Raw genomic sequence first — 25469 nt, forward strand, 5'->3', positions numbered from 1 at the left:
CAAAGCCTTCCCTTTTGCGGGAAGGCTGACCGCATCTTTGTTTTCGTTTTCGTTCTCGGCTCAGGCCTGCGGCTCAGCCGCCGGGGCCAGACCGGCAATGACAAGGTCAACACGGCTGACCGTAACATTGGTCATGTTCTGGACAGCAGACTTGACGTTCTCCTGCACCTTCTCGGCCACAGCCGGGATGCGTGCGCCAAAGGCCGCCACAATTTCCAGAGTGATCTCTGCCGTGCCATCCCGCATCTCTACGGTGACGGGCGACTGGACGTTGGCACGCTCCAGAAGGTCTTTCACCTTCCGGTTCTGCTTGCCGCAGGACACTTCTGCCACGCCCTCGATCTCCAGCGCTGCACAACGAGCGATCTTGCCGATGACCTCCGTGGAGATCTGCAGACTGCCGCCCTTCAGATCCATATTCTGTAAATCCATTCTATGGCCCTCCATCCAAAATGAGCGAACGCCCATTTTATTTTGTGCGATCCATGCAAAAGGCAAAGCCCTTTGCAAAACCTTTGATGCCATTATACCATTTTCTCCGGTTTTATACAACACCTTACTTCACTTCCACCACAGTAATATTCTGTGCAGTCACCTCGCTCTTGCTGAGGACGATGTCTCTTATCTGAGCCACCTGTGCCGCGGTCAGGGCGTCGCCGGAGGTCATAACGGTCAGGTCTGCCCGGCCGGACTGCAAAAAGCAGAGGCAGTCGGCAAAGCCCTTCGCCTTGACCAGCGTTTCGATCTCGTTCTCGGCGTTGAGGTCCTCGAGGTTTGCGGTCATCTGCCGGGTGCAGTCCTTTTTCTCCTCGGCGGAGAGGCCCGAGGTCTTGAGAGTCTTCTGGATGGTGTCCATCGCTTCATCGTGGGCTTTCTGGCGCTTGAGACGGGCTTCTTCGAAGAATTTTGCCCCTGCGTCGTTGGCTACGCTGACAAGCTGGGCCTCGCCGTAATTCTTGTTGGCGCTGGATACGGCCTCGGCCTCCGTCATCAGCCCGTCGGTGACGGGCGAAGCCACCGGCTCTCCCTCCACGGCCACCGCCGAGACGTTGACGGCCTCCTCATCCACCCCGATGCCGGTGCGGGCGTACTGCCAGTTGAGGTATACTGCCACGACCAGCGCCGCCGCAAGGGTCAGCGCAGTGACCCTGCGTGTATTTTTGGTGATAGCTCTCATCCGTGTCTCCTCCTTGCATATTTCATGGTTCTCATAGCTGCAAAAAATCATTCCCGGCGCTGCTCTACGCAGATGCGGTTGGACGGAACATCCAGCAGCGCCCCCACCAGCTCGGTGATGCGGACGGCGACCCGGACATCTTCCCCGCCCTCGCATACCACAGCCACTCCGCACACTCTGGGCGTGCAGACCGTCTGTGCCAGCGCCGTCCCATCGTCCAGCAGCACATGGGTCTGCTGTTGCTGGGTCTGTCCCGAGAGCGTGTCCAGAGCATAGATGGTCTCCTCCCCGCTTTCCAGCGTGATCATCACGGTGGTCCTCCCTGCACCTTCCACCTGCGCGATGAGGTCGGAAAGCTGCTGCTCGAGCTGCTGACGGTAGGCGCTCTCATCCGCCGGGGCAGCGCTGGCCGCTGCAGGCTTCTCCGAAGGGGTGAACAGCTCCGACAGCAGGAGGAGCAGCATCGCCGCAGCCCCCAGCAGGACCGCCAGCCGGGCGCGGTTCTCCTTCTGCACAAGGTCCTTCAGCCGCAAAAAGAGCTTGTTTTTCATGGCACAGCCTCCCCCCAGCATATGCTTTCCGGCTCAAGCTGAAGCTGTGCTGTCAGCAGTTTCTCCACCGCCTGCTTCCGGGCATCGGTGAGGGCGCCCTGCGGGACGACCTGCACGGCGGATGCCGCCACACCCTCCGCGGTCCGGCATAGGGTGATGCGCAGTTTCACCCGGATGCCTGCCTCGCGGAGACAGGCATCCTCCAATCGTCGGGAAAGCTCTTCTTCCGTCTGCGCAAGGATGGCATCCTCCAGACTGCCCACCGAAGCAGTCTCCGCCTGCGGCAGCTTCGGCGCGGTGAGCTGGGCTTTTGCGCCGGGCAGGGCATCTGCAAAGGCTACTAGAATATATAGCCCCGCCACCGCTTTTATGCACTTCTGCCCCCAGCCCGGCCCCACAAAGCGGGCCGCCAGCTCGGCACAGATACAGGCTGTACAGAAGACCGCCGCCGCACGCTCCAGCGCCTGCATCACGAACCACCTCCTACCATAAAAAGCAGAGCCACCCCTGCCGCTGCCAGCCCGAAGAAGAGGGCCACAGCTGCTGCCATACAGCGCACCGCCTCGGCGAAGCAGTCGAACAGGGCGCGGCAGCGCGAGATGCCCGTCAGGCTGCAAAGCAGACTGCATCCCATAAGCAGGGCCAGCTGGATCATCAGCCCCAGATAGAGCGGCACAAATTCTGCCCCCAGCACCGACAGCGCTGCCAGCCCCAGCCCGCTCTTGAGCATCTGCACCCCTGCAAGGATGGACTCCGACGCACTGCTGAGGGTCTGCCCGATGATGGGCACGCTCCCGGCCAGAAGCTGGCCGGTGCGGAGCGAAAAGCGGTCCAGCTGGAACGCCGCAGTCCGCTGCAAGCCCAGCAGAGCGACCAGCACTTTCCCGGCCCAGCCCAGCGCTTGGCGGAGGGCACTGCCGACACCCTTGCAGAAGACGCCCAGCGCCGGTTCTGCGCTGATGCAGCAGGCCATGCTGAGCATCAGATAACAGTGGAGCAGAGGCTGCACGAAGGCTGCAGCCAGCTGTGCCAGAAAACAGAGCGCCGTCAGCAGCGTTCCGCTGGCTGCACTGCCTGCCGCCGCTTCGCCGCCCAGCGTGAGGACGCCTGCATAGACGGGCAGAAAGCCCAGCAAAAAGCTGCGCCAGCTCTCCATCTGCGCGCAGAGCGTCTGTGCCTCTTCCACCAGATTCCCCCAGAGCAGGACACCACAGCCGCCCGCCGCAGCCAGATCCAGCAGATCGCTGTCGGCACACTCTCCCGCCAGAAGCCCCAGCACCGCGGTCAGTGTCAGGAACAGGAGGACCGAGGTATAGTCCCGGGCCGTCTGCCGCACCATTGCCCCAAAGGACTGGGGCAGAAAGCTTTTCAGCGTCTCCCACGGCGAGGATACGGCGTCCTCCAGATCAATGCGGCTCTGCTGTAAATACGGCTCCCAGAGGTCGCTCCCGGGCAGCGTCGCATCCGAAGCAGCTCGCGCCGCCGGGGCCGCGAGCGCAAGGCTCGTCCACAAAAACAGTATGGCCAGCCCGAAGCGAAAAAACTTGTCCCATTTCATCCTGCAATGCTCCCGATCTTCTGGCCGATCTCTTCCAGCAGGGGCCACGCCGCCGCCAGCACCAGCACCCGGCCTGCCAATGCCGTGCACCACGCCAGCGATTCGGCCCCGGCTTCCTCGCAGAGTGTGCGGGCGTAGTCGGCCAGCAGGATAACGCCCGTACACCGCAGCAGGCAGGAAAAGGCGTCGCCGCCTGCCCGCTGTTCCAGTCTCTCAAGGCCGGCAAGCACGATCTCGGTCGCTGTGCTGATCTTCCACAGCACGAGGACTGCCGCCCCCATCGAGACGAACAGCCCGAAAGCCGGGGCGCTCTTCTGGAACAGGGTGTACAGGACGGCTCCCACCACCGCAAGCCCCAGCATCGTGAGGGCGCTCATAGCGCAAAGAGGGACTTGATGGTGACGAAGAGCACACTGATCTGCTTGACTAAAATGGACAGCACCACCACAAGCCCTGCCAGCGTGGTCATCATCGCCTGATCCTCTCGGCCCGAGCGGATAAGAAGCTGGTTGAGCACCGCGACGATGATGCCGATGGCCGCGATCTTAAAGATCAGGTCGATCTCCATACACATTCCCCCTTCATAGGCAGAGGATGGCCGCTGCCAGCCCGGCGGCAAGGCCCAGCTTATGGCAAAGCTCCAGCTGAGGGCGGGTGCGTTCCTCTGCCTGACGCAAAAATACCCTGAACCGCTCCTGATAAAACGTCAGCCGCTGGCATTCCTGCCCGGCCTCCGCCCGTCCAATGCCCGAAAAGCACTCGGTATAGCAGTCCCGCTCCGGGCGGGTCAGCCCGGGCGGCGGGCAAAGAGCCTGAAAGCTCTCGCCCCGGACAGCCCCCTCCCGTTCCAGCCTGCGGAACAGCAGGGTGAGGTCGGTGCGGCGGTAATCGATCTCCTGCCGGACCCGCTGCAAGAGCAGGAGCGTCTCTTCCAGCGCCTCCAGATGCCGCCGGGCGTTCCGGCAGGCTGCATCTCCCGCGCACCAGCCGCAGCCCAGCCAGAACAGTGCCCCGACGATCCGCAGCGTCTTCATGAGAACCGCACCTCTTTCAGCTGGCCCGGCGCGGTGCGGCCCTTCAGCAGTACCGCTGCATGGAGCGCACCGCATTTTTGGAGATACTGCACCTGCGGGCGGCGGGCGGCTTCCTCCCAGCTGGCGGCATGGAGGGTGGCGATGAACTCCACCCCGCTGAACAGCCCCTGTTCGAGGGCATAAAGCTCGTCCATCCCGCCCAGCTCGTCCAGTAATATCACCTGCGGCGAGAGAGTGCGCAGAGCCATCTGCACTGCCTGCCCCTTCGGCACGCCGCTGAGGATATCGAGAGGCAGGGCCGCTGTTTCCTCCGAGGGGAATATCTCCCGCCGCTCGTCGATGACGGCCACCGCTCTTTCCCGGCTTGCCAATTCCCGCGCGATGCCCCGCAGGAGGGTCGTCTTGCCGCTGTCCGGCTCCCCCATCAGGAGCATCCCCACAAAGCGCTGCTGCAAAATATCCCGGAGCTTCTGCGGCAGAGGGAACTCCCGGCTGCGGGCCACACGGATGTTGACCGAGCGCAGCTCCTGCAAAACGGCGCTCTGCCCCGGCGGGCAGTAGAACCGCCCGGCCAGCCCGGCGCGGCATCCGCACCCGAGGGTGACATAGCCTGCCGCGATCTCTGTCTCGTGGCTGTGCACCGACCCACTGCAAAGGGTGAGGAAGATCTCCTCCATCTGCAACGGCGTCAGCCGGAGCTTTTGCAGAGCGGGCAGTCCCGCCGGGCAGCAGGGCCTGCCCCCGATGGTCAGCTGCACCCCGCAGCCTACCCGAAGGCGTATCTCATGTACCTGTTCTGCAATGTCCGGCGGCAGGGCGCTCAGAGGCCGCGCCAGCCATGCAGGCAGGGCCTGAACGGCCCGGTAATACTCGTCCATCTCGTTTCTCCTTCCGTCTCGTCGCTTTGGCTTCTTGCTCCTACTGTATGCGGCGGCGGCGCTTTTAGAACGCAAAAAGGCCCACGCAGCGGTTCTCCACTGCGTGGGCCTCTGGGCCTGTTCTGTTTATGTTAAGCTTCCGGTTCGTCCCGCAGCATAGCGAGGAATTCCGCTTCCGTCAGCACGGGCACGCCGAGGGTCTGCGCCTTGGTCAACTTGGAGCCTGCCGCCGCACCGGCTACGACATAGGCCGTTTTCTTGGAGACCGAACCGCTGGCCTTGCCGCCGTTCTTGACGATGAGGGCCTCTGCCTCATTGCGGGAGAGGCTCTCAAGGGTGCCGGTGACGACCAGCGTCTTGCCCGCCAGCTTATCCCCTTTCGGCTCGCCCTTCCACGTCATGTTCACGCCAACGTCGGCCAGACGGTGGACAAGGTCGGTGGTGCCGTCCTTGGCGAAGAACTCCACCACGCTCTGCCCCATCACGCCGCCGAAGCCGTCGATCTCGCTGATCGTTTCGATGTCAGCCTCCCGGATGGCTTCCAGCGTGCCGAAGTGCTCGGCCAGCAGGGCGGCGGCCTTGTCTCCGATGTTGCGGATGCCAAAACCGAACAGCAGCTTGTCCAGATTGTTCTGCTTGGAATTTTCGATGGCGTGGAGAAGGTTCGTTGCGCTCTTCTCCTTGAATTTTTCCAGCGTCAGCAGCTGCTCGAGGGTCAGGTCATAGAGGTCTGCCGCCGAGTGGACAAGGCCCTTGTCCACCAGCTGGGTCGCCACCGCCGTGCCCAGACCGTCGATGTCCATGGCGTCGCGGGAGGCAAAATGGATGATGTTGCGCAGAGATTGGGCCGGGCACTCAGGGTTGACGCAGCGCAGGGCGGCTTCGTCCTCAAGATGGACGACCGGTGCCCCGCAGGACGGGCAGACTTCCGGCATCTGGTAGGGCGCGGCATCCTCCGGGTGGTGGACGACGCCGATGACCTCCGGGATGATGTCGCCGGCCTTCCGCACCTGAATGGTGTCGCCGATGCAAAGCCCGAACTGGCGGATGAAGTCCTCGTTGTGGAGGGTCGCACGGGCCACTGTCGTACCGGCAAGAAAGACGGGGTCGAAGCAGGCCGTCGGGGTCAGCACGCCGGTGCGGCCCACAGCCACCTCGATGCTGCGCAGGGTCGTCTCCTTGACCTCGGGCGGGTACTTGAAGGCGATGGCCCACCGGGGGAATTTGTTGGTAGAACCCATCTGCGCGCGCTGGGCGAAATCATTGACCTTGATGACCGCACCGTCCATGTCGAAGTCGAGCTTTGAGCGGTTCTGGCCGATCTGCTCGATCTCCCGGATGGCGTCCTCGATGTCGTGGACGATATGGTAGCGGGGCGAGACCGGAAGGCCGAGACTCTTGAGGTAATCGAGGCTCTCTGCGTGGGTGGACAGCTCCTTGCCCCGCACCTGCTGGACATTGAATACAAAGATCGAGAGGCCCCGGCTCCCGGTGATCTTCGCGTCCTTCTGGCGCAGCGAACCGGCAGCGGCGTTGCGGGGGTTCTTGAAGGGAGCGGCGCCCTGCAATTCCTGCTCGGCGCAGAGATGCCGGAATGCCTCGTGGGGCATATAGACCTCGCCGCGCACTTCGAGAAACTCGGGGGCATTCTTCAGCTTCTTCGGGATTTTTTTGATGGCCCGGACATTGGCAGTGACATCCTCGCCCACTACGCCGTCGCCTCGGGTGGAAGCACGCACCAGCTCCCCGTTCTCGTACTCGAGGCTGCACGAAAGACCGTCGATCTTGATCTCGACCACATACTCCGGTTCAATGCCTGCATCCCGCACTCTGCGGTCAAAATCACGCAGTTCATCGTAGGAAAATGCATCCAGCAGGCTCTCCATCTTGACCGCATGGGTCACTTTCTGGAAGCGGCCGCTGGGCGTTCCGCCGACGTGCTGGGTGGGCGAAGCGGCCGTGACCAGCTCGGGGTACTGCGCTTCCAGCTCCTTCAGCTCCCGGGTCAGGGCGTCGTATTCGAAGTCCTCCAGCTCGGGGGCATCCTGATCGTAATAAAGGCGGTTATTCTTCTCGATAACAGCGCGCAGTTCCTCGACGCGCTTTCTGGCTTGTTCCAGTTCCACAGTTCCACTCTCCTGCCTGACACGGCATCACGCCCGCGTCTTATTTCTCATGCGATAGTATACCACAAAACGGGGCATTTCGTAAACGAAAAAACAGAGCTGCCCTCCCCTTTTGCGGGGAAATGCAGCCCTGCAGTATTCTTGCTTTTTAGATGGAGATGGTATTGCAGACGTCCACGAGGACCGGGTCGATGCTCTTGGTCATCTCGAGCGCCTCGTCCACGGGGTAGTCCACCAGCTGCTCGCCCTTCATGCCGACGATGCGGTTGTATTTGCCCTGCTCGAGCAGGCAGACAGCGTGGTAGCCCATTGCAGAAGCATTCACGCGGTCGCGGAGCGTGGGAGAACCGCCGCGTTGGACATGGCCCAGAATGGTGGCGCGAGTGTCGATGCCGGTGCGGGCCTGGATTTCGTTGGCGATCTCCTGCGAGTGGCCGATGCCCTCGGCGACGATGACGATAAAGTGGCGCTTGCCGGTGCGCTGGGTCTCGACGATCTTGTCGAGGATGTCGCGCTGCATATCAAATTCCTTCTCCGGCAGCAGCACAGCCATAGCACCGGAGGCGATGGCGACGTTCAAGGCGATGTAGCCTGCGTTGCGGCCCATGACCTCGACGACGCTGCAACGGTCGTGGCTCTGGGTGGTGTCGCGCAGCTTATCGATCATCTCGAGCGCGGTGTTCATCGCCGTATCATAGCCGATGGTGTAGTCGGTGCAGGCAATATCGTTGTCGATGGTGCCGGGCAGGCCGATCATCGGGATGCCGCGGTGTGCCAGCTCACGGGCACCGCGGTAGGAGCCGTCGCCGCCGATGACCACCAGCGCATCGATGCCCAGCTCGCGGCACTTGGCTGCACCCTTATCCTGACCCTCTTTGGTCTTGAACTCAAGGCAGCGTGCGGTGTAAAGGATGGTGCCGCCGGCAGAGATGATGTTCGAGACGCTGCGCAGGTTCATTTCGAAGCACTCACCGTTCAGCAGGCCGTTGTAGCCGCGCTGGATGCCGATCATGCGGAAGCCCTTGTGCAGGCCGGTACGGACTACGGCACGGACAGCTGCGTTCATGCCGGGGGCGTCGCCGCCGCTGGTCAGAACACCGATCGTCTTGATTTGCTTTTCCATAGAGAGATTCCCTCCAATTTGTTTCTTCACATACCACTCGGGGCGTGCGCATCCCCTTCTTCCACAGATGCGGCCCGGTTCGATGCAACATATTTGCTATGGCTTGCCTTAGACAATTATATCACAAAGCCAGCCATTTGGAAACAGCGTGCTTGTAAAGATTGGTGCACAGAAATGTCATTTTGTTGCAACATTGTGCTCGCCAAGCAGGCGCTTCAGCTCCTGAAACAGCAGCGGGTGGCCCGAAGCATACAGCCTCCGGGGTGCGGCAAGCTTCTGCCTGACGTCCTCGAGATAGAAAATGACTGGCATATCGCCATCGAATATCTCAAGAAGATTGATGACCTTCGCGTACTCCGGGCAGCTGCGGGACGGCAGACGGATATAGAGCCTTTGGGCAGCATCCCGCATGAGGTTCGGGCGGTTGGCCTGCGGACGCTTGGGGTCATAGCCCTCGATGGGCAGGATGCTCTCCGCCATCAGCTTGGACGGTTCATCCTCCCGCACCGAGAGACGGCCTTCGATGACCACGACGGCGTTCTCCTTGAGCGCGTCACGGAAGGTATCCAGAACCCGCGGGAAGACGATGATCTCCATCGTGCCGGTCAGATCTTCCACGCTGGTAAAAGCCATCATGGTGTTGGATTTGGTGGTCATCATCCGGTTTTTGACGATGGTGCACACGATACGGACGTGATCACCGTCCAGCCTATGGGCATCCTCGCCGGTAAGCTCCTTGATGCTGTTGGAGGCAAAGCGGGCCGACTGCTCCCGGTAGGCATCCAGCGGATGACCAGACAGATAGAGTCCGCTGACCTCTTTTTCCTGCTGGAGCAGCTCGGTGTGGCTGTACTCCGGGAACGGCTTGATCTCGTAGCTGTCATCAGCAGCCTCCGCTTCGCCGCTCATCACTGAGAACAGGTCGAGCTGCCCTTCGAGGTTGCGGCGGGAGTCGCTCTCCACGCTCTTGATGATGCCGTCCACGGCCTCCACAAGGCTGTGGCGGTTGATGCCCATGCCGTCGAACGCACCCGCCTTGATGAGGCACTCCACGGCCCGGCGGTTCAGCTCGGTGCCGTGCATCCGCTTGCAGAAATCGTAGAGGCTTGCGTAGGGCTTTTCCCTCCGCTCCTCCACGACCCGCTCGATGAGGTTGCGACCCACATTCTTGACGGCGTTCAGGCCGAAGCGGATCTTGCCGTCATCCGCCGTGAATCCGCCGTTCGAGATGTTCACGTCCGGCGGAAGCACCTTGATGCCAAGGCGGGCGCACTCACCCGAATATTCAATGACTTTGTCGGTATTGTCCAGCACGCTGGTGAGCAATGCGGCCATAAACTCGCTGGGGTAATGACACTTGAGGTAGGCCGTCTGGAATGCGACGTAGGCGTAACAGGCCGCATGGCTCTTGTTGAATGCGTAGGAAGCAAAGCTCGACATCTCATCGTAGATCTCATTGGCGACTTTTTCGGAGATGCCGTTGGCGACGCAGCCCGGGCACTCGTGGCCCGGCTCGGTACAGCCATGGACAAAATGCTCCCGCTCTGCCTCCATCACGGCGTGCTTTTTTTTGCTCATGGCGCGGCGGACATTGTCAGCCTGTCCGAAGGAGAAGCCCGCCAGTTCGCGGAAGATCTGCATGACCTGCTCCTGATAGACGATACATCCATTGGTCACGTCGAGGATGTGCGCCAGCTGGGGCGTCTTATAGCTGATCTTGTCCGGCTCGTGGCGGTTGCGCAGATAGGTGGGAATGGAGTCCATCGGGCCGGGGCGGTAAAGACTGATGAGAGCGATGACATCTTCAAGGTTCTGCGGCTGCAGACCCACCAGCACCTGCTTCATGCCCGAGGATTCAAGCTGGAACACGCCCTCCGTCTCACCCTGTCCCAGCATCTTATACGTCGCCGCATCGTCGTAATCCAGCTTCCGGATGGAGAAAGAGGGGTCTTTTTTCTGGACGGCCAGCTCGGCGTCCCGGATGACCGTCAGGGTGCGCAGGCCGAGGAAGTCCATCTTCAGCAGACCCAGCTCTTCGATCTCGGTCATGTTGAACTGGGTAACGGGCAGGCCGTCGTTGGTGGCCAGCGGCAGATAGTAGTCCGTCGGCTCCGGTGTGATGACGACGCCAGCCGCGTGTGTAGAGGCGTGGCGGGGCATTCCCTCCACCTTCAGGGCGGTATCGATCAGCTCTGTGACCTGCGGGTCGCTGTCGTACATCCGCTTCAGCTCCGGCGAGACTTCCAATGCGCGTTTCAGCGTCATTTTCAGCTCCATGGGCACCTGCTTTGCCACGACATCCACGCTCTGGTAAGGCAGTCCCATCACGCGGCCCACGTCGCGGATGGCGTTGCGGGCCGCCATTGTACCGAAGGTGACGATCTGGGCCACATGGTCCGCGCCATACTTCCGGTTGACGTAGTCGATGACCTCCTGACGGCGCTCGTAGCAGAAATCGACGTCGAAATCGGGCATACTGACGCGCTCAGGATTCAGGAAACGCTCGAAGATGAGGTTGTAGCGGATGGGGTCGATGTCGGTGATGCCCACGCAGTAGGCCGCGATGCTGCCCGCACCCGAGCCACGTCCCGGGCCGACCGGGATGCCCTGACTCTTGGCGTAGTTGATGTAGTCCCAGACGATGAGGTAGTAGTTGGTGTAGCCCATCGACTTGACGACGCCGATCTCGTAGGTCAGCCGGTCCTTGTTGGACTGCGGAGCATCGGGGCCGTAGCGGCGCTCGAGGCCGTCCCAGCAGAGCTTCTCGAAGAATGCCTGATTGTCCATCCCGTCCGGGGCTTTGTAATAGGGGATCTTGGTGTGACCGAAATCAAAGTCAAACTTACACTCGTCTGCGATCTTCTGGGTGTTGGCGCAGGCCTCCGGCACCATTGCGAACAGATCATACATCTCATCGGTAGTTTTGACGTAAAACTCATCGGTCTGGAACTCCATCCGGTCGGCGTCCTGAATAGTCTTTCCGGTCTGGATGCAGAGCAGGATGCTCTGCATCTTGGCATCATCCTTCCGCAGATAGTGGGCGTCGTTGGTGGCGGCCATCGGGATGCCGGTCTCCCGGGCCAGCTTGATGAGCTGGGGCAGGACGATGTTATCCTCCTCGAGGCCGTGGTCCTGCAGCTCGATGTAATAGTTTCCCTTGCCGAACAGGTCCTGATACCACAGCGCCGTGGACTTGGCCCTCTCATAATCTCCGGCCAGAATGGCCTGCGGGATCTCACCCGCAAGGCAGGCCGACAGGCAGATGAGGCCCTCGTGGTACTGTTCGAGGAGCTGCTTGTCCACACGGGGCTTGGAGTAAAAGCCTTCCACAAAGGCCGCAGATACCATCTTGATGAGGTTTTTGTAGCCCATCTCATTCTTGCACAGGAGGATGAGATGGTTGTTGCCGTCGATCTTATTTACCTTATCGAAGCGGGTGCGGGTGGCCACATAGACCTCGCAGCCGATGATAGGCTTGATGCCTGCCTTCTGGGCCGCTTTGTAGAACTGGACGCAGCCGTACATGACGCCGTGGTCGGTGATGGCGACGGCGTTCTGACCGCACTCCTTGACACGGTCCATGAGCTGGTCGATGCGGCAGGCACCGTCCAGAAGGCTGTATTCGGTATGGATGTGGAGATGGACGAAGTTTTTCTCCGTGCGGCTGCCTTCGTTCATGCCCGCACCTCCTCTGTGTCCGTTTTGCTGCTCTGTTCTGCAAGCCGCTGGCGCAGTGCGTCGGCCAGAGCTTCCAGCTTTTTCATCCGGTGGGAAAGACCCGATTTGCTCATGGGCGGGTCGAAGCTGGCACAGAGCGCCGCCAGCGACAGGTCGGGATATTTCAGCCTCCGGGCCGCCGCCTGCTGCAGCGCCTCCGGCAGCGTTTCCAGCGCCCCCTGTTCGTCCAGAAAGCGGATGGCCTTGAGGGTCTGGGCGTTGGCGCGGGCCGTCTTGCTGAGGTTTGCAGTGTCGCAGTTGGTGTGTCGGTTGATCTGGTTGCGCACTTGCTTGACGGCCTTCTGGGCGCTGAGCCGGGTCGAGGCATCCGCCGCCCCCATAAAGGAAAGGATGCGCTCCACATTGTCGCAGCTCTTGACGTAAACGAGGTTCACGCCGTTGCGGCGGGTGCGGTGGGGCGCAAATTCATGCTCCGCCAGCAGGGCCTCGAAGTCGCGGGCAAGGTTCGTGCGGCTGGTGAGGAACTCAATGCTGTACTCCTTCTGGGGGTCGGTGACGGTGCCGCTGCACAAAAAAGCCGCCCCGATGTAGGCGCTGACGCAGGTCTGGCAGCGGATGAGTCCGGGGTCGATCTGCAGGCTCGTCTCGGTGCCGGTGGTGCCAAAAAGCTCGTGCATCCGCGCCACCTGCTCCGGTGCGCGGATGCTGAACTCATACACCACCCCGCTGGGGCGCTCCTTCCGGACGATCTCGCCCTGCACACCGCAGCGTGCAAACAGCTGCGCGGCCACCTGCGTGGTCAGCTCCTGCTCCGTCTGAAGCACCAGCCCGCTGGCATCAAAATACTTGGCAAAGCAGGCGATGCCGTAGGCAGCGGCACGGACGCAGCAGTCCTTCTGTAAGCTGCGGCGGGCGATCTCCTCCCTCGCTTGGGATGCAAAACTCATGATATGGTGATCCTTTCAGCGGACGGCGTCGCGGTGCTGGACGCCGGGCCGATAGCCCAGCGCGTTGCAGTATTCCGCGATTTTCCGCGCAAACGTGATGGAGCGGTGCTTGCCGCCGGTGCAGCCCACCGCGATGGTGAGCTGGCTCTTGCCCTCCTTGACGTAGAGCGGAAGAGCGTATTCCAGAAACGACTCATAGCGTTTCAGCAGCTCCTGCGCCTCCGGATGGCCCATGACGAAATCGACGACTTCCTGATCGAGTCCCGTCTTGTGCTTCAGCTCCGGAACGTAGAAAGGGTTGGGCAGGCAGCGGACGTCCAGCACGAGGTCGGCCTCCGGCGGGACGCCGAACTTGAAGCCGAAGGACATGACCGTCAGGCGCATGGCGTTCTTGGCCCCGCCGTTCGGGTTGAACAGGTCGCAGATCCGCTCTTTGTTCTGGGAGGTGGAGAGCAGGCCGGTATTGATGGTATAATCGGCCCGCTCCTTGAGGGGTTGCAGGATAGCACGCTCTTTCCGGAAGGCCTCCCGGGTGGAGAGGCCCTCGGCGATGCTGATGGGGTGGCGGCGGCGCGTCTCGCTGTAGCGGCGCATCAGCACCTCGTCCGGCGCGTCGAGGAAGAGGATCTCATACTCTACCCCCTGCTCGTCCATCTGGTCCAGCGCGTGCTCGATCTCCTCCGGCGTGCGGCAGCCGCGGACGTCCATGCAGAGGGCCACCCGCTTGAGCTGGTTGTCGCCCGCTTTCGAGAAGGCCGTGATGCTGGGCAGCAGCGCCGACGGGATGTTATCGATGCAGAAAAAGCCGATGTCCTCCAGCGCATTCATGGCGACGGATTTTCCAGCGCCCGAAAGGCCGCTGACGATCAATAGCTTCATCTTCTTGTCCTCTTTCTGTTCAGGCTGCGACCACACGGATCTCTTTTTCGAGGTCGTAGCCGGTTTTTTCCTTTACGATGGCGCGCACCTCGTCGCAGAGCGCCAGCACATCTGCGCAGGTCGCCCCGCCCAGATTGACCACGAAGCCGCAGTGCTTCTCGCTGACCGCTGCACCGCCGTGGCGATAGCCCCGCAGCCCGCACTGGTCGATGAGGGCCGCCGCAAACGCGCCCACCGGCCGCTTGAAGGTGCTGCCGGCGCTCGGTTTGTCGAGGGGCTGCTTGTCCCGTCGGCGGGCCATCAAGTCGTCCATCTTGGCCCGGATGTCAGAGGCACTGCCTCTGGCGAGATAGAACTTTGCCGAGAGGATGCAGCCGCCGTTTTCTTCAAAGATGCTGTGGCGGTAGCGGAGGTCGAGCTGCTCCGCCGGGGCTTCGACGATCTCCCCCTCCCCGGTCAGATACCGCACCGAGGCCAGCACATCCTTCATCTCGCCGCCATAGGCACCGGCGTTCATGTAGACCGCACCGCCCACCGTGCCGGGGATGCCGTAGGCAAACTCGAGTCCGGTGAGGCTGTTTTCCAGCGCCGCCATACAGAGGGACGAGAGCATCTGACCGGCCCCAACGACGACCGCATCGTAAGTAAGGGCCGGGTCTTTCCCCGGGAAACTGATATTTTCGATAACGCCGATGCCGCTCTTCATGGCCGACACGTTAATGACAGCCCCGCGGTAGCCCGCATCCTCGAACAGGATGTTGCTGCCGTTGCCCAGCAGATAGCTCTTGACCCCTGCTTCTTTTGCCAGCCGGATGGCGGCACAGAGCTGCTCCTCGTTTTCCGGCAGGACGAACAGGTCTGCCGGGCCGCCGATGCGGAAGGTGCAGTGGGCACAGAGCGGCTCATTCTCCTTGTATGCAATGCCCGCAGCGGACAAAGCCTCTTTTAATCGTTCCATTCGTACTCCTCTTTGGAAATCAGACGTTTTTGGTGAGCACCGGGTGGTGTGCAATGCCTGCGCTCAGTCCATGGTGTCGTTCAGGCCCAGACGGATGAGCAGCTCTTTGGCCGCGTTGTAGCCCATCTTCTTCTGACGGTTGTTGATGGCCGCCGTTTCCAGCACGACGGCGAGGTTGCGTCCCGGAGAGACCGGGATGATGGTGCTGGGGATGTTGACCCCCAGAATGTCGTAGTACTCGCTCTCCAGACCGGTGCGCTGATAGTTCTTGGTGGGGTCCCACGCTTCCAGCTGGACGACGAGGTCGAGGCTCTCGCTCACCTTGACCGCGCCCACGCCGAACACGCGGGCCACGTTGACGATGCCGACGCCGCGCAGCTCAATGAAGTGGCGGATGTTCTCCGGCGCAGTGCCCATGATCTGGCGGTTGGAGACCTTGCGCAGCTCCACGGCGTCGTCGGCGACGAGGCGGTGGCCGCGCTTGACCAGCTCGATGGCCAGCTCGCTCTTGCCGATGCCGCTGTCGCCCAGGATCAGGATGCCCTCGCCGTAGACCTCCACCAGCACGCCATGGCGGGTGATACGGGGCGCAAGCTCAAGGTTCAGCACGCTGATGAGGCTGCCCATCAGGGTGCAGGTCATCTCGTTGGAGCGCAGCAGCGCTACTTTGTGCTGCTGCGCCAGCTCCAGCATCTCCGGAAAAGGCTCCAACTCCTCGCTGCGGCAGACGATGACGGCCGGCGGCTGCTGGCGGAACAGCTGGTCGAGGCGCTCGCGGCGCTTTTCGGGGGCAAGCCCGGCCAGAAAGTTCATTTCCGCGAGGCCCATGATCTGCAAGCGCAGCTTGTCGAAGTAGTCATAGTAGCCGGTAAGAAACAGACCCGGGCGGTTGACTTCAGCGATCTCGACGCTGATCTTGTCCAGCTCGCACGGCGCATAAGTGACCTCAAGGCTGACCTTCTCGACCAGCCGCTTGAGCGAAACAGCGAAATTCCCCATTCGTTTTTCCTCCTGCATCCTCTGTGTGCCCCAAGACGGCGGCACAGCGTATCCTTCCTTATATTATAATCAAGATGGACGGCAAAAACAACAATTCTTGCAGGAATCTTTTCTGGTTTTGTATCAGGGCTTGCATCCGAGGGCCAAACCTTTATAATAGGAGACAGGGGTAGAGTTTACTTTTTCTTTACATTTTACATGGCTTTTACATTTCGCCGGTTTCCGATTTTACATTCAACCCGTATACTCATAATCAGGGATACGACCGGTGAAATGCGGTGCAAGGTCATGTAAAAAGTTAGGACATGTCCGCGTACCGTCCTCGCCGTCGATGCCGATGTGTATCGCAAGTCAAGAAATTAGTGCAACATGAAAACAGCATATTTGCGATATGCAATTCAACGCTGTTGCTGTTGCATTAAAAAGTTGAATTGCTATAAACGTAAGCTTCAACAAGTGAGGAGTAAAAACATGACTCTATTCAATGTCTTTTCTCTGCTGGGCGGTCTGGCTTTGTTCCTGTTCGGCATGGACATCATGGGCAAAGCCCTTGAAAAACAGGCCGGCGGACACTTACAGAAAATTTTAAGCAAGCTGACCGACAATCCCATCAAGGGCTTCTTCCTCGGTCTCGGCGTGACCGCCATCATCCAAAGCTCCAGCGCCACCACCGTCATGGTGGTCGGCTTCGTCAACAGCGGCATCATGGAGCTGCATCAGGCCATCGGCATCATCATGGGCAGCAATGTGGGTACCACCGTCACCAGCTGGCTGCTGAGCCTCTCCGGCCTGCAGGGCGACAGCATCTGGATCCAGATGCTCAAGCCCACCTCCTTCAGCCCGCTCCTCGCCTTCATCGGCATCCTGCTCTATATGGGCAAGAGCGAGAAGAAAAAGGGCGTCGGCACCATCCTCATCGGCTTTGCCATCCTGATGACCGGCATGACCACCATGTCCAATGCCGTCGAGCCGCTGCAGGGCGAGGCATGGTTCACCAACCTCTTCGTCCGCTTCTCCAACCCCATCCTCGGCGTTCTGGTGGGTGCACTGGTCACTGGCATCATCCAGAGCTCCAGTGCCAGCGTCGGCATCCTGCAGGCCCTGAGCGCCACCGGTGTCATCACCTACGGCAGCGCCATCCCCATCATCATGGGCCAGAACATCGGCACCTGTGTGACGGCGCTGCTCTCCTCTGTGGGCGCGAACAAGAACGCCCGCCGCGCCGCCATGGTCCATCTCTACTTCAACATCATCGGCGTCACGGTCTTTCTGGCCGGTTTCTACGGCCTGAACGCTGTGGTGCACTTCGACTTTGTGAATGAGACCATCGCCGCATGGGGCATCGCCGTCGTGCACTCTGCCTTCAACATCGCAGCTACCCTCATCCTTCTCCCCTTTGCGAATGCTCTGGAAAGGCTGGCCATCCTCACCATCCCCGACGACGCCCAGAAAGAGAGCTTTGCCCTGCTGGACGATCGTCTGCTGAACACCCCCGCTGTGGCCGTGGCCCGCGCCCGTTCTGCCACCGCTGATATGGCCGAGCTGGCCCGTGTGGGCGTCATGCAGGCCATGAGCCTGACCCATACCTGGGACGACACGCTGGCTCAGAAGGTCCGGGACGAGGAGCGCAAGGTGGACCAGTACGAGGACGCACTCGGCACCTATCTGGTCAAGCTCTCCAGCCATGAGCTGAACCACGCAGACAGCCAGAGCGTGAACACCCTGCTCCACACCATCAGCGATTTCGAGCGCATCAGTGACCATTCCGTGAACCTTCTGGAATCTGCACAGGAGATGCACACCAAAGAGATCAACTTCTCCGCCGACGCCCGCGAGGAGCTGCAGGTGCTTGAGGACGCCGTGCAGGATGTGCTGAACCGCACCACCGACGCCTTCCGCAAGGACGACCTGCATCTGGCCAGCAAGGTGGAGCCTATGGAGACCGTCGTGGACGAGCTGGTGCGCGCCATCAAGGCGCGTCATGTCGCCCGTCTGCAGGCCGGCAGCTGCTCCATCGAGTACGGCTTCGTGCTGGAGGATCTGCTGACCAATTATGAGCGCGTCTGCGACCACTGCAGCAACGTGGCCGTCGCCCAGATCGAGGTGGCGCAGGACAGCTTCGACACCCACGCCTACCTCAACGACCTGCGCAGCGGCCACGCTTCCACCAAGGAGAGCGAGCAGTTCCAGCGCCGTCTGAACCGCTACCGCGAGCGCTACCTCTTCCCCGATGAGGCTGCTCCGGATGAAACGGAGGATAAACAGGTATGATCTATATCGTAGAAGACGATGCAGCCATCCGTGAATTGGAACAATATGCATTGCAGTCCAACGGCTACGAGGCCGTGGGCTTTGAGTCCTCGGAGCCGTTCTGGCAGGCCGTCCACACCACGCCGCCGGAGCTGGTCATTCTGGATGTGATGCTGCCCGGCGAGGATGGCTTCTCCATCCTGAAAAAGCTGCGCGCCGCCCCTTCCCTGCGGCGTCTGCCCATCATCATGATAACGGCCAAGTCCAGCGAGCTGGACACGGTGCGCGGCCTTGACTGCGGCGCAGATGACTACATCACCAAGCCCTTCGGCATCATGGAGTTCCTGAGCCGGGTGCGTGCAGCACTCCGCCGGGCTGAGCCGGAGGCACGGCCCAACGTCTACAGCTTCCGGGAGATCCTTCTCGACAACGCCCGCCACAGCGTCACCGTCAGCGGCACGCCGGTAGAGCTGACCTACAAAGAGTACAGCCTGCTCCGGCTGCTGCTGGAAAATACGAATCTCGTCGTCACCCGCGAGACCATCCTGCAGGTGGTGTGGGGCACCGACATCTCGGTGGAGAGCCGGACGGTGGATATGCACATCCGCACCCTGCGCAAGAAGCTGGGTGATGCCGGAAGGTACATCTGCACGGTGCGGAAGGTCGGTTACAAGCTGACCGACAGCGAGGAGGAGCTTGAGCAATGAAACCACGCAGCATGGAAGAAAAAATAAGCTATCTGCTGTTTCTGATGGGCTTTGCCGGCCTGCTGTGCACCGCTGCGCTCTGCATTTTTGTGTTCCACAAGGCTTTCCGTGCGCAGGCGTGGACAGCCCTCGAGCGGGAGGCCGATCTCGTGGCCGCCGGGTGCACACAGGTGGATGACCCCAGCCAGTTGAAGGCTTATGTGGACGGCTCGCTGCGCATCACCCTTATCGCGTCGGACGGCAGCGTGCTCTTCGAGTCTGCGACGGACCAGCCGATGGAGAACCATCTGCGCCGCCCTGAGATCCAGCAGGCCATGAAGAGCGGCGTCGGCCGTGACTGCCGCGACTCCCAGACGATGGGCTATGAGACTTATTATTACGCCATGCTGCTGCCCGACGGGGACATCCTCCGTGTGGCGCAGGACTCCGAGACCATCTGGTCCATCTATGATGCTGCCCTGCCCGCCATCGTTCTGAGCTGCTTTCTGATGATGGGTGCCGCCGCCATCATCGCTGGGCTGCTGACTAAGAGCCTCGTTCAGCCTGTGCTGAAGATGACCGACGACCTTGACCACATTCAGGAGAATGTTCCCTACAAAGAGCTGATCCCCTTTGCGGAGAGCATCCATTCCGACCGGATGCTGCGGGAAAACAACGAGAAGATGCGGCAGGAGTTCACTGCCAACGTCAGCCACGAGCTGAAGACGCCCCTGACCAGCATTTCCGGCTATGCCGAGCTGATCGAGACCGGGATCGCTAAGCCCGAGGACACCCCGGATTTTGCCCACAAGATCCATGTAGAGGCCAGCCGGATGATCCAGCTGGTCAACGATATTCTCCAGCTCTCGAACCTCGACAACGTCAGCGAGACGGGGGCTTCCCCCACCATGGAGACGGTCGATCTTCTGGATGTGGCCCGGGAGTGTGTGGAGCGCCAGAAGGTCAACGCCCGCCGCTCTTACATCTCCCTGACCTACCTCGGCGAGAGCGCCCCCGTGACGGGCAGCCGGAGCCTGCTGGATGAGCTGTGCCAGAACCTCTGTGACAACGCCATCCGCTACAACCGTCCCGGCGGCAAGGTCCAGATCATCACGGCCTGCACCCGGGACGGTCACTGCACCCTGACCGTGAAGGACAATGGCATCGGCATCCCGAAGGAGGCGCAGGCCAGCGTCTTTGAGCGCTTCTACCGGGTGGACAAGAGCCGCAGCAAGGCCACCGGCGGCACCGGTCTGGGTCTGGCCATCGTCAAGCACATTGCCCGCATCCATAACGCCCGCATCAAGCTGGATAGCGCCGTGAACGAGGGAACGACCATCACCGTTATCTTTGAGTCTGTTTGAGTCTGTAAATTCTTAAAACTGCATAAGCCTTACGTCTGCCCGGAGATCCGGGCAGACGTTTTTTGTTGTGAGGTCAAGATCTCCGTCCCGCAGGGCCTGATAGGCCCCGAGGCCGGAAACATCCAGTCCCATCGTCCAGCAGCGGCGGATGGTATCCTCGCAGAGTTTTTTCAGCTCCTTCTCCGCGTCCGGGGGCAGCTCACCTCGGGCGAGAGCATTCACCCGGAGAAGAAAGCCCTCCCCTTCCCGCTCCACACCGCAGAAAGCCCGGTGCAGGCGGAGCGTCCCCGTGCCCAGCACAAAGCGGTGCTCCCCGGCAGTCGTCCGACTCCTGCCCTGCAATAACAGTACCATCTCGGTTTGGGCTTCAGTCAGTGTCCCGGTCTGCTCTGGGGTCACGACGAGAGCCTCGGGCCTGCAGTGTGCCCCCTCCTCTTCCAGCTCCACGATGGGCAGGACGAAGCCGCTGCCCTGCTCATACAGCCGGGGCGCGGAAGGCGCGGAATTTTTAACGCATTGCAGGAGATTTTCGGGCAGGACATCCGATGCCTCGGCCCGCTCTTCCAGCGTTTCCACCGAAAAGCCCGCCCCGAACATCCGGGACGCCAGCCTCCCGCAGGGCTGATGCAGGAACAGCTCCTCACAGACAGGCAGCGCACGCCGCACCGAGTCCTGCTCGACAAAAAGATATTCGCAGAGCCGCCAGTCCGCCCGCTGAGGCAGGGCTTTTTCGGCGGCAGCGATGGCAGCGGAAAGCTGTGGGCCGCGGCCCACGCAGAGGCGGATGGCGGCTTCGGCCTCGGAGGAATCGGCGGAGGCCTCCGGGAACTGGTACAGCAGGCCCACCGTCCAGCTGTCGTCCTTCGTTTCGACGAGAATGGAGCGGATCATGCTTTTCTCGGTATTGTCCCAGTGGAGAAAAAGGCAAAGCCAGACGGTCAGCACGCCTGCGGCCAGAAGCCGCAGCCCCTCACGGCGGCTCATCGTGCAGCCTCCGCGCCCGCTGTGCCCGAGGGCCGCCCGGCAAGCCGCTCACAGAGCAGCCGCGCTGTGCGGACAAGAAAACAGAGACGAAAGACCGCCGCCGCCAGCCAGAGGAGCAGAAATGCGGCATCGAAACGGGAGATGCCCCCGAAGCTCCACGCCCGCAGAAGCTCATAGCCCGGATAGCCCTGCGGCGCACCAAACAAAAGTGCCAGCCCCAGCGTATAGCCGGAAGAAATGATCGCAGGGATGACCGGAAGCCACAGCGCTGATTTTTGACTGGTCTTCGAGGCATTTTTATCCGTACAAAGAAGCGGGAACGAGAAATATTCGGGGTAAAAAAACGCATCCGGCAATGCGAACGACCGGCCTGCCTCGCCCATCACGAGATTCTGCCATTCCAGCTGACCTGCCAGCCCCAGCAGGCAAAATAAGCTCCCCAGCACCACGAATGCCCCGAGGACAGCGGCCATCCGGTCATACAGCTCACAGCCGAGGCTCCATCCAGCCCAGAGGAGCAGCGGCAGCAGGCCGAAAAAGGCCATCGACGAGAACTGTTCCCAGCAGACCTGCTGGATCATCGCCGCCGTGCGGACAAGCTCCCAGAGATACCAGAACAGGAAGGCGGCGCAGCAGCAGTTACCGACAAATCCCGGACGGCGCAGGCGGGCGGCGTTCCAGGAAACGAACACCGCAAGGAGCACCAACGCCGCTGCCGCCAGCACATTCCCCAGCAGGGCAGCGCGGACGGAGCCGCTCTGCCCTGCCCTGAGGATGACGCGGCCCAGCTCTGCTGCCGCAGTGCTGAGGGCCAGCGTCCGGGCTGAAAACCCCTCTCTCTGCTGCATTTAAGACCCCCTCCTTTTCCAGATGGCGAATGGGTGGCGGGACAGCGCCCGGTAGTTGCGGCGGATGATACCATCCCCTGAAAAGACAACGCTCGAAAGGTAGGGCACCCCCATCGCGGAGAGGGACGTCAGCGCCGCCAGCACCCCCAGAGCCGCGCACACCAGCCCCACCGGCCCGGCCAGACCCGCCGCCAGCGTGACACCCAACCGCAGCAGGGTGGCAGGCTCGTACAGCGAAGGGGTGACGAAGACGGAGATGGCCGTGATGCTGGCCACGAGAATGACCGGTGTGCTCATCAGCCCGGCCCCGACGGCGGCATCGCCGATGATAAGTGCCGCCACAAGACTCACTGAGTGGCCCAGCGTCTGGGGCATCCGAAGCCCCGCCTCCCGGATGATCTCCAGCAGGAGGATGACCAGCAGCATCTCCGCGAACAGCGGAAGCGGCGTGGCCTTTTCCGCCGCCTCGATTTTATAGAGCAGCTGAGGCGGGATAAGCTCGGGCAGGTAGACTGCGAGACAGACGAAGACCCCCGGCAGGAAGATGCTGAGGTAGAACGAACCATATTTCAGGATGCGCAGGAAGGACGAAAAGAGCGCCGTAGTCGCGTAGTCGTCGAGGCAGTCGAAATTTTCGCAGAAGAGGGAGGGCAGCACCAGCGCAGAGGGACTGCCGTTGACTAAAACAACGATCTTCCCTTCGCAGAGCTTTGCCGCGGCGGAAGCCGGGCGCTCGGTGTAGCTCACCGGAGCGAACAGCCGACATCTGGCCGGGAAAAGCCACGGCACGAAGTAACTGGAATCCAGCAAAAGCTCCGGCTTTGCCTCTTGGAGGGTCCGGCGCACCCGGGCCACCGCCTGCCTGCTGGCTCTGTCCCTGCAATAGCAGATGGCGTACTCGGTCTTCATGGCACAGTCGGCCTGTGTCGTCTCCATCACAAGGGTGTCGGTGCGGATAAGGCGGCGCAGCAGGCTCAGATTGACCCGCAGAAGGTCGGCGAAGCCCTCCCGGGAGCCGCGCAGGTTTCCTTCTCCGGAGGGTTCCTCCACCGACCGGGACTTGAGGCCCTGCACCGAGAAGACGATGCCCTTTTTGCACCCATCCAGCAAAAGCACCGCCATGCCGGCGGTCAGGCGGCGGACGAGGTCCTCCATATCCTTGACCGGACTGTTCTCGGCGGGCAGACCGGAGTGGTGCATCAGAAGTTCATAGACCTGTGCGCCGCTGTGGGCCAGCCGCTCCGGCTCAAGGCCGGGCGTATGACGGGTGGCAGCGTCCAGCAGGAGTGCCCAGAGCGCTTCGAGGCTGGCCATGTTGTCGAAGAGCACGATGGCCCCCGGGCAGTGATAAAGCTCGATGCGCTTGGCATAAAAATCCGCCGAAGCGCCAAACCTAGCGTTGAGCGCCTCCAGATTCTCATCCAGCAACGAGGAAAGCTGCAGCATACGGTATCCCCCTTTGCCTGCCAGTATTCCCCCGTCGGAGTCGCTTATTCAACCCACAAGGAGGGCCTTCTGTGAAGCTTCTGATTTTCCGCACCCTGCTCATTTACCTCTGCGTCCTGTTCGCCATGCGGCTGATGGGCAAGCGTCAGCTGGGCGAGCTGCAGCCCGAAGAGCTGGTGTCCACCATCCTCATCTCCAATCTGGCGTCCATCTCCATCGAGTCGGAGGAAGTGCCGGTGACGGCCAGCCTCATCCCCCTCTTCCTCATTGCAGCTCTGGAGCTGCTGGGGTCAGCGCTGAGCTTTCGCAGCCAGAAATTTTTCAATCTGATGTCCGGCCGCCCCAAGACGGTCATTCTGGATGGACAGATCGACCAGAATGCTCTGCGCACCCTCCGGCTGACCACAGCCGACCTGATGGAGGCCCTGCGGGGCAAGAATATCTTCGACCCCCGGGACGTCTCCTACGCCGTGGTCGAGACGAACGGCAGTCTCTCGGCAGCGCTCCGCCCCGAAAAGGAGACGGCCACCCTCGCTGACCTGCGGCTGAAGGTCGAGCACAGCCACGCCACCATCCCCTTCGTGCTGGACGGCCAAGTCCTCGAGGACAACCTCCAATGGTGCGGCAAGGACAGAAGCTGGCTCGAGCGGACCGCGCAGGCCAACACCCTGCTGCCGGAAGAGATCCTGCTTCTGGTCGGCAACGAGACGGAGGATTATTTTCTGCTGAAAAAAGAGAGCCGCCGCAAGGGCAGCTCCCGGTGAGAGGTACAGAATGAAACGGATCTACGCGTGTCTGTGCATCGTGGCGGTGCTGCTGAGCATCGCCTTCTACAGCAGCTGGCGGGTGCAGAAATTTGCCGAGGATATTTCAGATGACATCGACGACGCCGTGGAGGCCCTCCGGGACGAGGATCTCCCTGCCGCACGGCAGGCTCTGGCCGAGGGAGCAAAGCTCTGCGACGAAATGCGGGAAGGGATGAACCATCTTCTCCGCACACAGGACTTCACGGAACTGGAGAGCGCTCTCCGCGCCGCCGACGGCCACCTCGAGATGAATGCTCCCGAGGAAGCCCTCGGCGAACTGCGCCGGGCACAGGTTCAGGTGGAAACTCTGGAATGGCTTTCCCGGAGATTCGTTTAATTAAATCTCCGGGATCCGTTTTTATTTCGTGTAATCTTCGTTATCTGAAATTTATTTACCCCGGCCCGCCGAGAAATAAGAGCCATAAACCGGATTTTATGCAGAGAGTTGCTGCAATTTCAATCGATTCATCATTCGTTTTTCTATATGAAATGCCTCGTTCGGAGATCGTCGTCCTCCATCTGTACCCTATATGGATTTTTATATAGGGTATCTTCGGCAATTCCCCAAAGGCCCTTCCCGTCCGGATACAGCGTGCACAAAAAAGCGCCCCATCCCCTGCCCTGCGGCAGAGAATGAGGCGCTTATGCTTTGAAGCCAGATTATTTCTTGCGGTCGCCCATCAGCTTTTTTAGCTCATTGAAGAAGCTTTCGACGTCCGCGAACTGCTGGTAGACCGAGGCAAAGCGGACATAGGCCACCTCGTCGATCTTTTTCAGCTCCTGCATGGTCAGTTCACCGATGCGCACGCTGGTCACTTCGCGGTCGTAGGTGCTCATCAGGGTCTGCTCGATGCTGCTGACGGCGCGTTCCAGCGCTTCGTAGCTCACCGGCCGCTTGGCGCAGGCGCGAAGCATGGCGTTCAGCAGCTTCTGTCGGTCGAACGGCTCGCGGGAATTATCCTTCTTGATGACGATGAGCGGCACTGTCTCCACCACCTCGTAGGTCGTGAACCGCATATGGCAGTTCAGGCACTCCCGGCGGCGGCGGATGCGCTCGCTGTCTTCGGTGGGGCGGGAATCAATGACTTTGGACTCCTCATCGCCGCAATAGGGGCATTTCATGGTCGTTCCTCCTATAGCAGGTTGCGTTTTTAATGCACAGGCAACATCCGCAAAC

General features: G+C 61.2%; 25 protein-coding genes. 5 read left to right on the plus strand and 20 right to left on the minus strand.

From position 1 onward, the window contains the following. Window positions 1–60: 60 nt before the first annotated feature. The 16 genes from ACT8X9_RS03675 to hprK form a co-directional block, all read right to left on the minus strand. Window positions 61–447: an Asp23/Gls24 family envelope stress response protein gene (locus ACT8X9_RS03675; RefSeq protein ID WP_149793355.1), complete on the minus strand. Its 387-nt coding sequence runs from the start codon at window positions 445–447 to the stop codon at window positions 61–63. 109 nt (window positions 448–556) lie between these two features. Further along, window positions 557–1177 carry a SpoIIIAH-like family protein gene (locus tag ACT8X9_RS03680; protein ID WP_227620826.1) on the minus strand — a complete coding sequence of 207 codons (621 nt, stop codon included), beginning with the start codon at window positions 1175–1177 and terminating at the stop codon, window positions 557–559. Window positions 1178–1224: 47 nt separating this feature from the next. Next, the gene (locus ACT8X9_RS03685) at window positions 1225–1728 is read right to left on the minus strand and encodes a stage III sporulation protein AG (RefSeq protein ID WP_444268157.1); all 504 of its coding nucleotides are present in this window, start codon (window positions 1726–1728) and stop codon (window positions 1225–1227) included. After that, on the minus strand, window positions 1725–2198 hold the full coding sequence (locus ACT8X9_RS03690) for a hypothetical protein (RefSeq protein ID WP_444268158.1): 474 nt from the start codon (window positions 2196–2198) through the stop codon (window positions 1725–1727). The genes ACT8X9_RS03685 and ACT8X9_RS03690 overlap by 4 nt, the downstream gene beginning before the upstream one ends. Further along, on the minus strand, window positions 2198–3286 hold the full coding sequence (locus ACT8X9_RS03695) for a stage III sporulation protein AE (protein WP_444268159.1): 1089 nt from the start codon (window positions 3284–3286) through the stop codon (window positions 2198–2200). Before ACT8X9_RS03695 ends, ACT8X9_RS03690 begins: the two co-directional genes overlap by 1 nt. Then, window positions 3283–3648 carry a stage III sporulation protein AD gene (locus tag ACT8X9_RS03700; RefSeq protein ID WP_444268160.1) on the minus strand — a complete coding sequence of 122 codons (366 nt, stop codon included), beginning with the start codon at window positions 3646–3648 and terminating at the stop codon, window positions 3283–3285. The genes ACT8X9_RS03695 and ACT8X9_RS03700 overlap by 4 nt, the downstream gene beginning before the upstream one ends. Before the next feature lie 11 nt (window positions 3649–3659). Continuing rightward, window positions 3660–3854: a stage III sporulation protein AC gene (spoIIIAC, locus tag ACT8X9_RS03705; protein ID WP_005934292.1), complete on the minus strand. Its 195-nt coding sequence runs from the start codon at window positions 3852–3854 to the stop codon at window positions 3660–3662. A 13-nt stretch (window positions 3855–3867) separates the two neighbouring features. Further along, window positions 3868–4320 (minus strand): hypothetical protein, encoded by a 453-nt coding sequence (locus ACT8X9_RS03710; protein ID WP_444268161.1) that lies wholly within the window; start codon window positions 4318–4320, stop codon window positions 3868–3870. Then, on the minus strand, window positions 4317–5198 hold the full coding sequence (locus tag ACT8X9_RS03715; protein WP_444268162.1) for an ATPase, T2SS/T4P/T4SS family: 882 nt from the start codon (window positions 5196–5198) through the stop codon (window positions 4317–4319). The genes ACT8X9_RS03710 and ACT8X9_RS03715 overlap by 4 nt, the downstream gene beginning before the upstream one ends. Before the next feature lie 131 nt (window positions 5199–5329). Next, on the minus strand, window positions 5330–7324 hold the full coding sequence (gene ligA, locus ACT8X9_RS03720) for an NAD-dependent DNA ligase LigA (RefSeq protein ID WP_444268163.1): 1995 nt from the start codon (window positions 7322–7324) through the stop codon (window positions 5330–5332). Window positions 7325–7472: 148 nt separating this feature from the next. Beyond that, the gene (pfkA, locus tag ACT8X9_RS03725) at window positions 7473–8447 is read right to left on the minus strand and encodes a 6-phosphofructokinase (protein WP_227620818.1); all 975 of its coding nucleotides are present in this window, start codon (window positions 8445–8447) and stop codon (window positions 7473–7475) included. A 177-nt stretch (window positions 8448–8624) separates the two neighbouring features. Next, window positions 8625–12125: a DNA polymerase III subunit alpha gene (locus tag ACT8X9_RS03730; protein WP_444268164.1), complete on the minus strand. Its 3501-nt coding sequence runs from the start codon at window positions 12123–12125 to the stop codon at window positions 8625–8627. Then, window positions 12122–13072, minus strand: a complete 951-nt coding sequence (whiA, locus tag ACT8X9_RS03735; protein WP_249233001.1) for a DNA-binding protein WhiA — start codon at window positions 13070–13072, stop codon at window positions 12122–12124. The genes ACT8X9_RS03730 and whiA overlap by 4 nt, the downstream gene beginning before the upstream one ends. A gap of 15 nt (window positions 13073–13087) precedes the next feature. Continuing rightward, window positions 13088–13951: an RNase adapter RapZ gene (gene rapZ / locus ACT8X9_RS03740; protein ID WP_444268165.1), complete on the minus strand. Its 864-nt coding sequence runs from the start codon at window positions 13949–13951 to the stop codon at window positions 13088–13090. A gap of 19 nt (window positions 13952–13970) precedes the next feature. Further along, window positions 13971–14909, minus strand: coding sequence for a UDP-N-acetylmuramate dehydrogenase (gene murB / locus ACT8X9_RS03745; RefSeq protein ID WP_412591132.1), 939 nt, complete (start codon window positions 14907–14909; stop codon window positions 13971–13973). 63 nt (window positions 14910–14972) lie between these two features. Beyond that, on the minus strand, window positions 14973–15908 hold the full coding sequence (gene hprK / locus ACT8X9_RS03750) for an HPr(Ser) kinase/phosphatase (protein WP_227620813.1): 936 nt from the start codon (window positions 15906–15908) through the stop codon (window positions 14973–14975). 471 nt (window positions 15909–16379) lie between these two features. Between hprK and ACT8X9_RS03755 the strand changes: the two genes are divergently transcribed. The 3 genes from ACT8X9_RS03755 to ACT8X9_RS03765 are packed head-to-tail and all read left to right on the plus strand — an operon-like array spanning window position 16380 to window position 20208. Next, the gene (locus tag ACT8X9_RS03755) at window positions 16380–18179 is read left to right on the plus strand and encodes a Na/Pi cotransporter family protein (RefSeq protein WP_444268166.1); all 1800 of its coding nucleotides are present in this window, start codon (window positions 16380–16382) and stop codon (window positions 18177–18179) included. Beyond that, a complete protein-coding gene (locus ACT8X9_RS03760) occupies window positions 18176–18865 on the plus strand; it encodes a response regulator transcription factor (RefSeq protein WP_444268167.1) in 690 nt (229 codons plus the stop codon). The genes ACT8X9_RS03755 and ACT8X9_RS03760 overlap by 4 nt, the downstream gene beginning before the upstream one ends. After that, on the plus strand, window positions 18862–20208 hold the full coding sequence (locus ACT8X9_RS03765) for an ATP-binding protein (RefSeq protein ID WP_444268168.1): 1347 nt from the start codon (window positions 18862–18864) through the stop codon (window positions 20206–20208). Before ACT8X9_RS03760 ends, ACT8X9_RS03765 begins: the two co-directional genes overlap by 4 nt. 12 nt (window positions 20209–20220) lie before the next feature. Here the strand turns inward: ACT8X9_RS03765 and ACT8X9_RS03770 are convergent, their stop codons facing one another. Genes ACT8X9_RS03770 through ACT8X9_RS03780 form a run of 3 tightly spaced genes read right to left on the minus strand, consistent with a single transcriptional unit; the run spans window position 20221 to window position 23486 of the window. Then, window positions 20221–21192 carry a hypothetical protein gene (locus ACT8X9_RS03770; RefSeq protein WP_444268169.1) on the minus strand — a complete coding sequence of 324 codons (972 nt, stop codon included), beginning with the start codon at window positions 21190–21192 and terminating at the stop codon, window positions 20221–20223. After that, window positions 21189–22040 (minus strand): hypothetical protein, encoded by an 852-nt coding sequence (locus ACT8X9_RS03775; RefSeq protein WP_444268170.1) that lies wholly within the window; start codon window positions 22038–22040, stop codon window positions 21189–21191. Before ACT8X9_RS03775 ends, ACT8X9_RS03770 begins: the two co-directional genes overlap by 4 nt. Continuing rightward, entirely contained in the window at window positions 22041–23486 is a 1446-nt protein-coding gene (locus ACT8X9_RS03780) for a spore germination protein (protein WP_444268171.1), read from the minus strand. A gap of 71 nt (window positions 23487–23557) precedes the next feature. Between ACT8X9_RS03780 and ACT8X9_RS03785 the strand changes: the two genes are divergently transcribed. Both ACT8X9_RS03785 and ACT8X9_RS03790 read left to right on the plus strand, forming a co-directional pair. Continuing rightward, entirely contained in the window at window positions 23558–24250 is a 693-nt protein-coding gene (locus ACT8X9_RS03785) for a DUF421 domain-containing protein (RefSeq protein WP_227620806.1), read from the plus strand. 10 nt (window positions 24251–24260) lie between these two features. After that, on the plus strand, window positions 24261–24629 hold the full coding sequence (locus ACT8X9_RS03790) for a DUF4363 family protein (RefSeq protein ID WP_227620805.1): 369 nt from the start codon (window positions 24261–24263) through the stop codon (window positions 24627–24629). Between the two features lie 323 nt (window positions 24630–24952). Here the strand turns inward: ACT8X9_RS03790 and nrdR are convergent, their stop codons facing one another. Then, window positions 24953–25414, minus strand: a complete 462-nt coding sequence (gene nrdR, locus ACT8X9_RS03795) for a transcriptional regulator NrdR (protein ID WP_227620804.1) — start codon at window positions 25412–25414, stop codon at window positions 24953–24955. Between the last annotated feature and the right edge of the window lie 55 nt (window positions 25415–25469).

The sequence above is a fragment of the Faecalibacterium sp. genome (genome assembly GCF_052358865.1).
Classification (GTDB): Bacteria; Bacillota; Clostridia; order Oscillospirales; family Ruminococcaceae; genus Faecalibacterium; species Faecalibacterium butyricigenerans.

Bases quoted from the DNA above. Each gene is read 5' to 3' on its own strand.
- ACT8X9_RS03675 (WP_149793355.1), bottom strand. From the start codon at position 447: ATGGAGGGCCATAGAATGGATTTACAGAATATGGATCTGAAGGGCGGC.
- ACT8X9_RS03680 (WP_227620826.1), bottom strand. From the start codon at position 1,177: ATGAGAGCTATCACCAAAAATACACGCAGGGTCACTGCGCTGACCCTT.
- ACT8X9_RS03685 (WP_444268157.1), bottom strand. From the start codon at position 1,728: ATGAAAAACAAGCTCTTTTTGCGGCTGAAGGACCTTGTGCAGAAGGAG.
- ACT8X9_RS03690 (WP_444268158.1), bottom strand. From the start codon at position 2,198: ATGCAGGCGCTGGAGCGTGCGGCGGCGGTCTTCTGTACAGCCTGTATC.
- ACT8X9_RS03695 (WP_444268159.1), bottom strand. From the start codon at position 3,286: ATGAAATGGGACAAGTTTTTTCGCTTCGGGCTGGCCATACTGTTTTTG.
- ACT8X9_RS03700 (WP_444268160.1), bottom strand. From the start codon at position 3,648: ATGCTGGGGCTTGCGGTGGTGGGAGCCGTCCTGTACACCCTGTTCCAG.
- spoIIIAC (WP_005934292.1), bottom strand. From the start codon at position 3,854: ATGGAGATCGACCTGATCTTTAAGATCGCGGCCATCGGCATCATCGTC.
- ACT8X9_RS03710 (WP_444268161.1), bottom strand. From the start codon at position 4,320: ATGAAGACGCTGCGGATCGTCGGGGCACTGTTCTGGCTGGGCTGCGGC.
- ACT8X9_RS03715 (WP_444268162.1), bottom strand. From the start codon at position 5,198: ATGGACGAGTATTACCGGGCCGTTCAGGCCCTGCCTGCATGGCTGGCG.
- pfkA (WP_227620818.1), bottom strand. From the start codon at position 8,447: ATGGAAAAGCAAATCAAGACGATCGGTGTTCTGACCAGCGGCGGCGAC.
- ACT8X9_RS03730 (WP_444268164.1), bottom strand. From the start codon at position 12,125: ATGAACGAAGGCAGCCGCACGGAGAAAAACTTCGTCCATCTCCACATC.
- whiA (WP_249233001.1), bottom strand. From the start codon at position 13,072: ATGAGTTTTGCATCCCAAGCGAGGGAGGAGATCGCCCGCCGCAGCTTA.
- rapZ (WP_444268165.1), bottom strand. From the start codon at position 13,951: ATGAAGCTATTGATCGTCAGCGGCCTTTCGGGCGCTGGAAAATCCGTC.
- murB (WP_412591132.1), bottom strand. From the start codon at position 14,909: ATGGAACGATTAAAAGAGGCTTTGTCCGCTGCGGGCATTGCATACAAG.
- hprK (WP_227620813.1), bottom strand. From the start codon at position 15,908: ATGGGGAATTTCGCTGTTTCGCTCAAGCGGCTGGTCGAGAAGGTCAGC.
- ACT8X9_RS03755 (WP_444268166.1), top strand. From the start codon at position 16,380: ATGACTCTATTCAATGTCTTTTCTCTGCTGGGCGGTCTGGCTTTGTTC.
- ACT8X9_RS03760 (WP_444268167.1), top strand. From the start codon at position 18,176: ATGATCTATATCGTAGAAGACGATGCAGCCATCCGTGAATTGGAACAA.
- ACT8X9_RS03765 (WP_444268168.1), top strand. From the start codon at position 18,862: ATGAAACCACGCAGCATGGAAGAAAAAATAAGCTATCTGCTGTTTCTG.
- ACT8X9_RS03770 (WP_444268169.1), bottom strand. From the start codon at position 21,192: ATGAGCCGCCGTGAGGGGCTGCGGCTTCTGGCCGCAGGCGTGCTGACC.
- ACT8X9_RS03775 (WP_444268170.1), bottom strand. From the start codon at position 22,040: ATGCAGCAGAGAGAGGGGTTTTCAGCCCGGACGCTGGCCCTCAGCACT.
- ACT8X9_RS03780 (WP_444268171.1), bottom strand. From the start codon at position 23,486: ATGCTGCAGCTTTCCTCGTTGCTGGATGAGAATCTGGAGGCGCTCAAC.
- ACT8X9_RS03790 (WP_227620805.1), top strand. From the start codon at position 24,261: ATGAAACGGATCTACGCGTGTCTGTGCATCGTGGCGGTGCTGCTGAGC.
- nrdR (WP_227620804.1), bottom strand. From the start codon at position 25,414: ATGAAATGCCCCTATTGCGGCGATGAGGAGTCCAAAGTCATTGATTCC.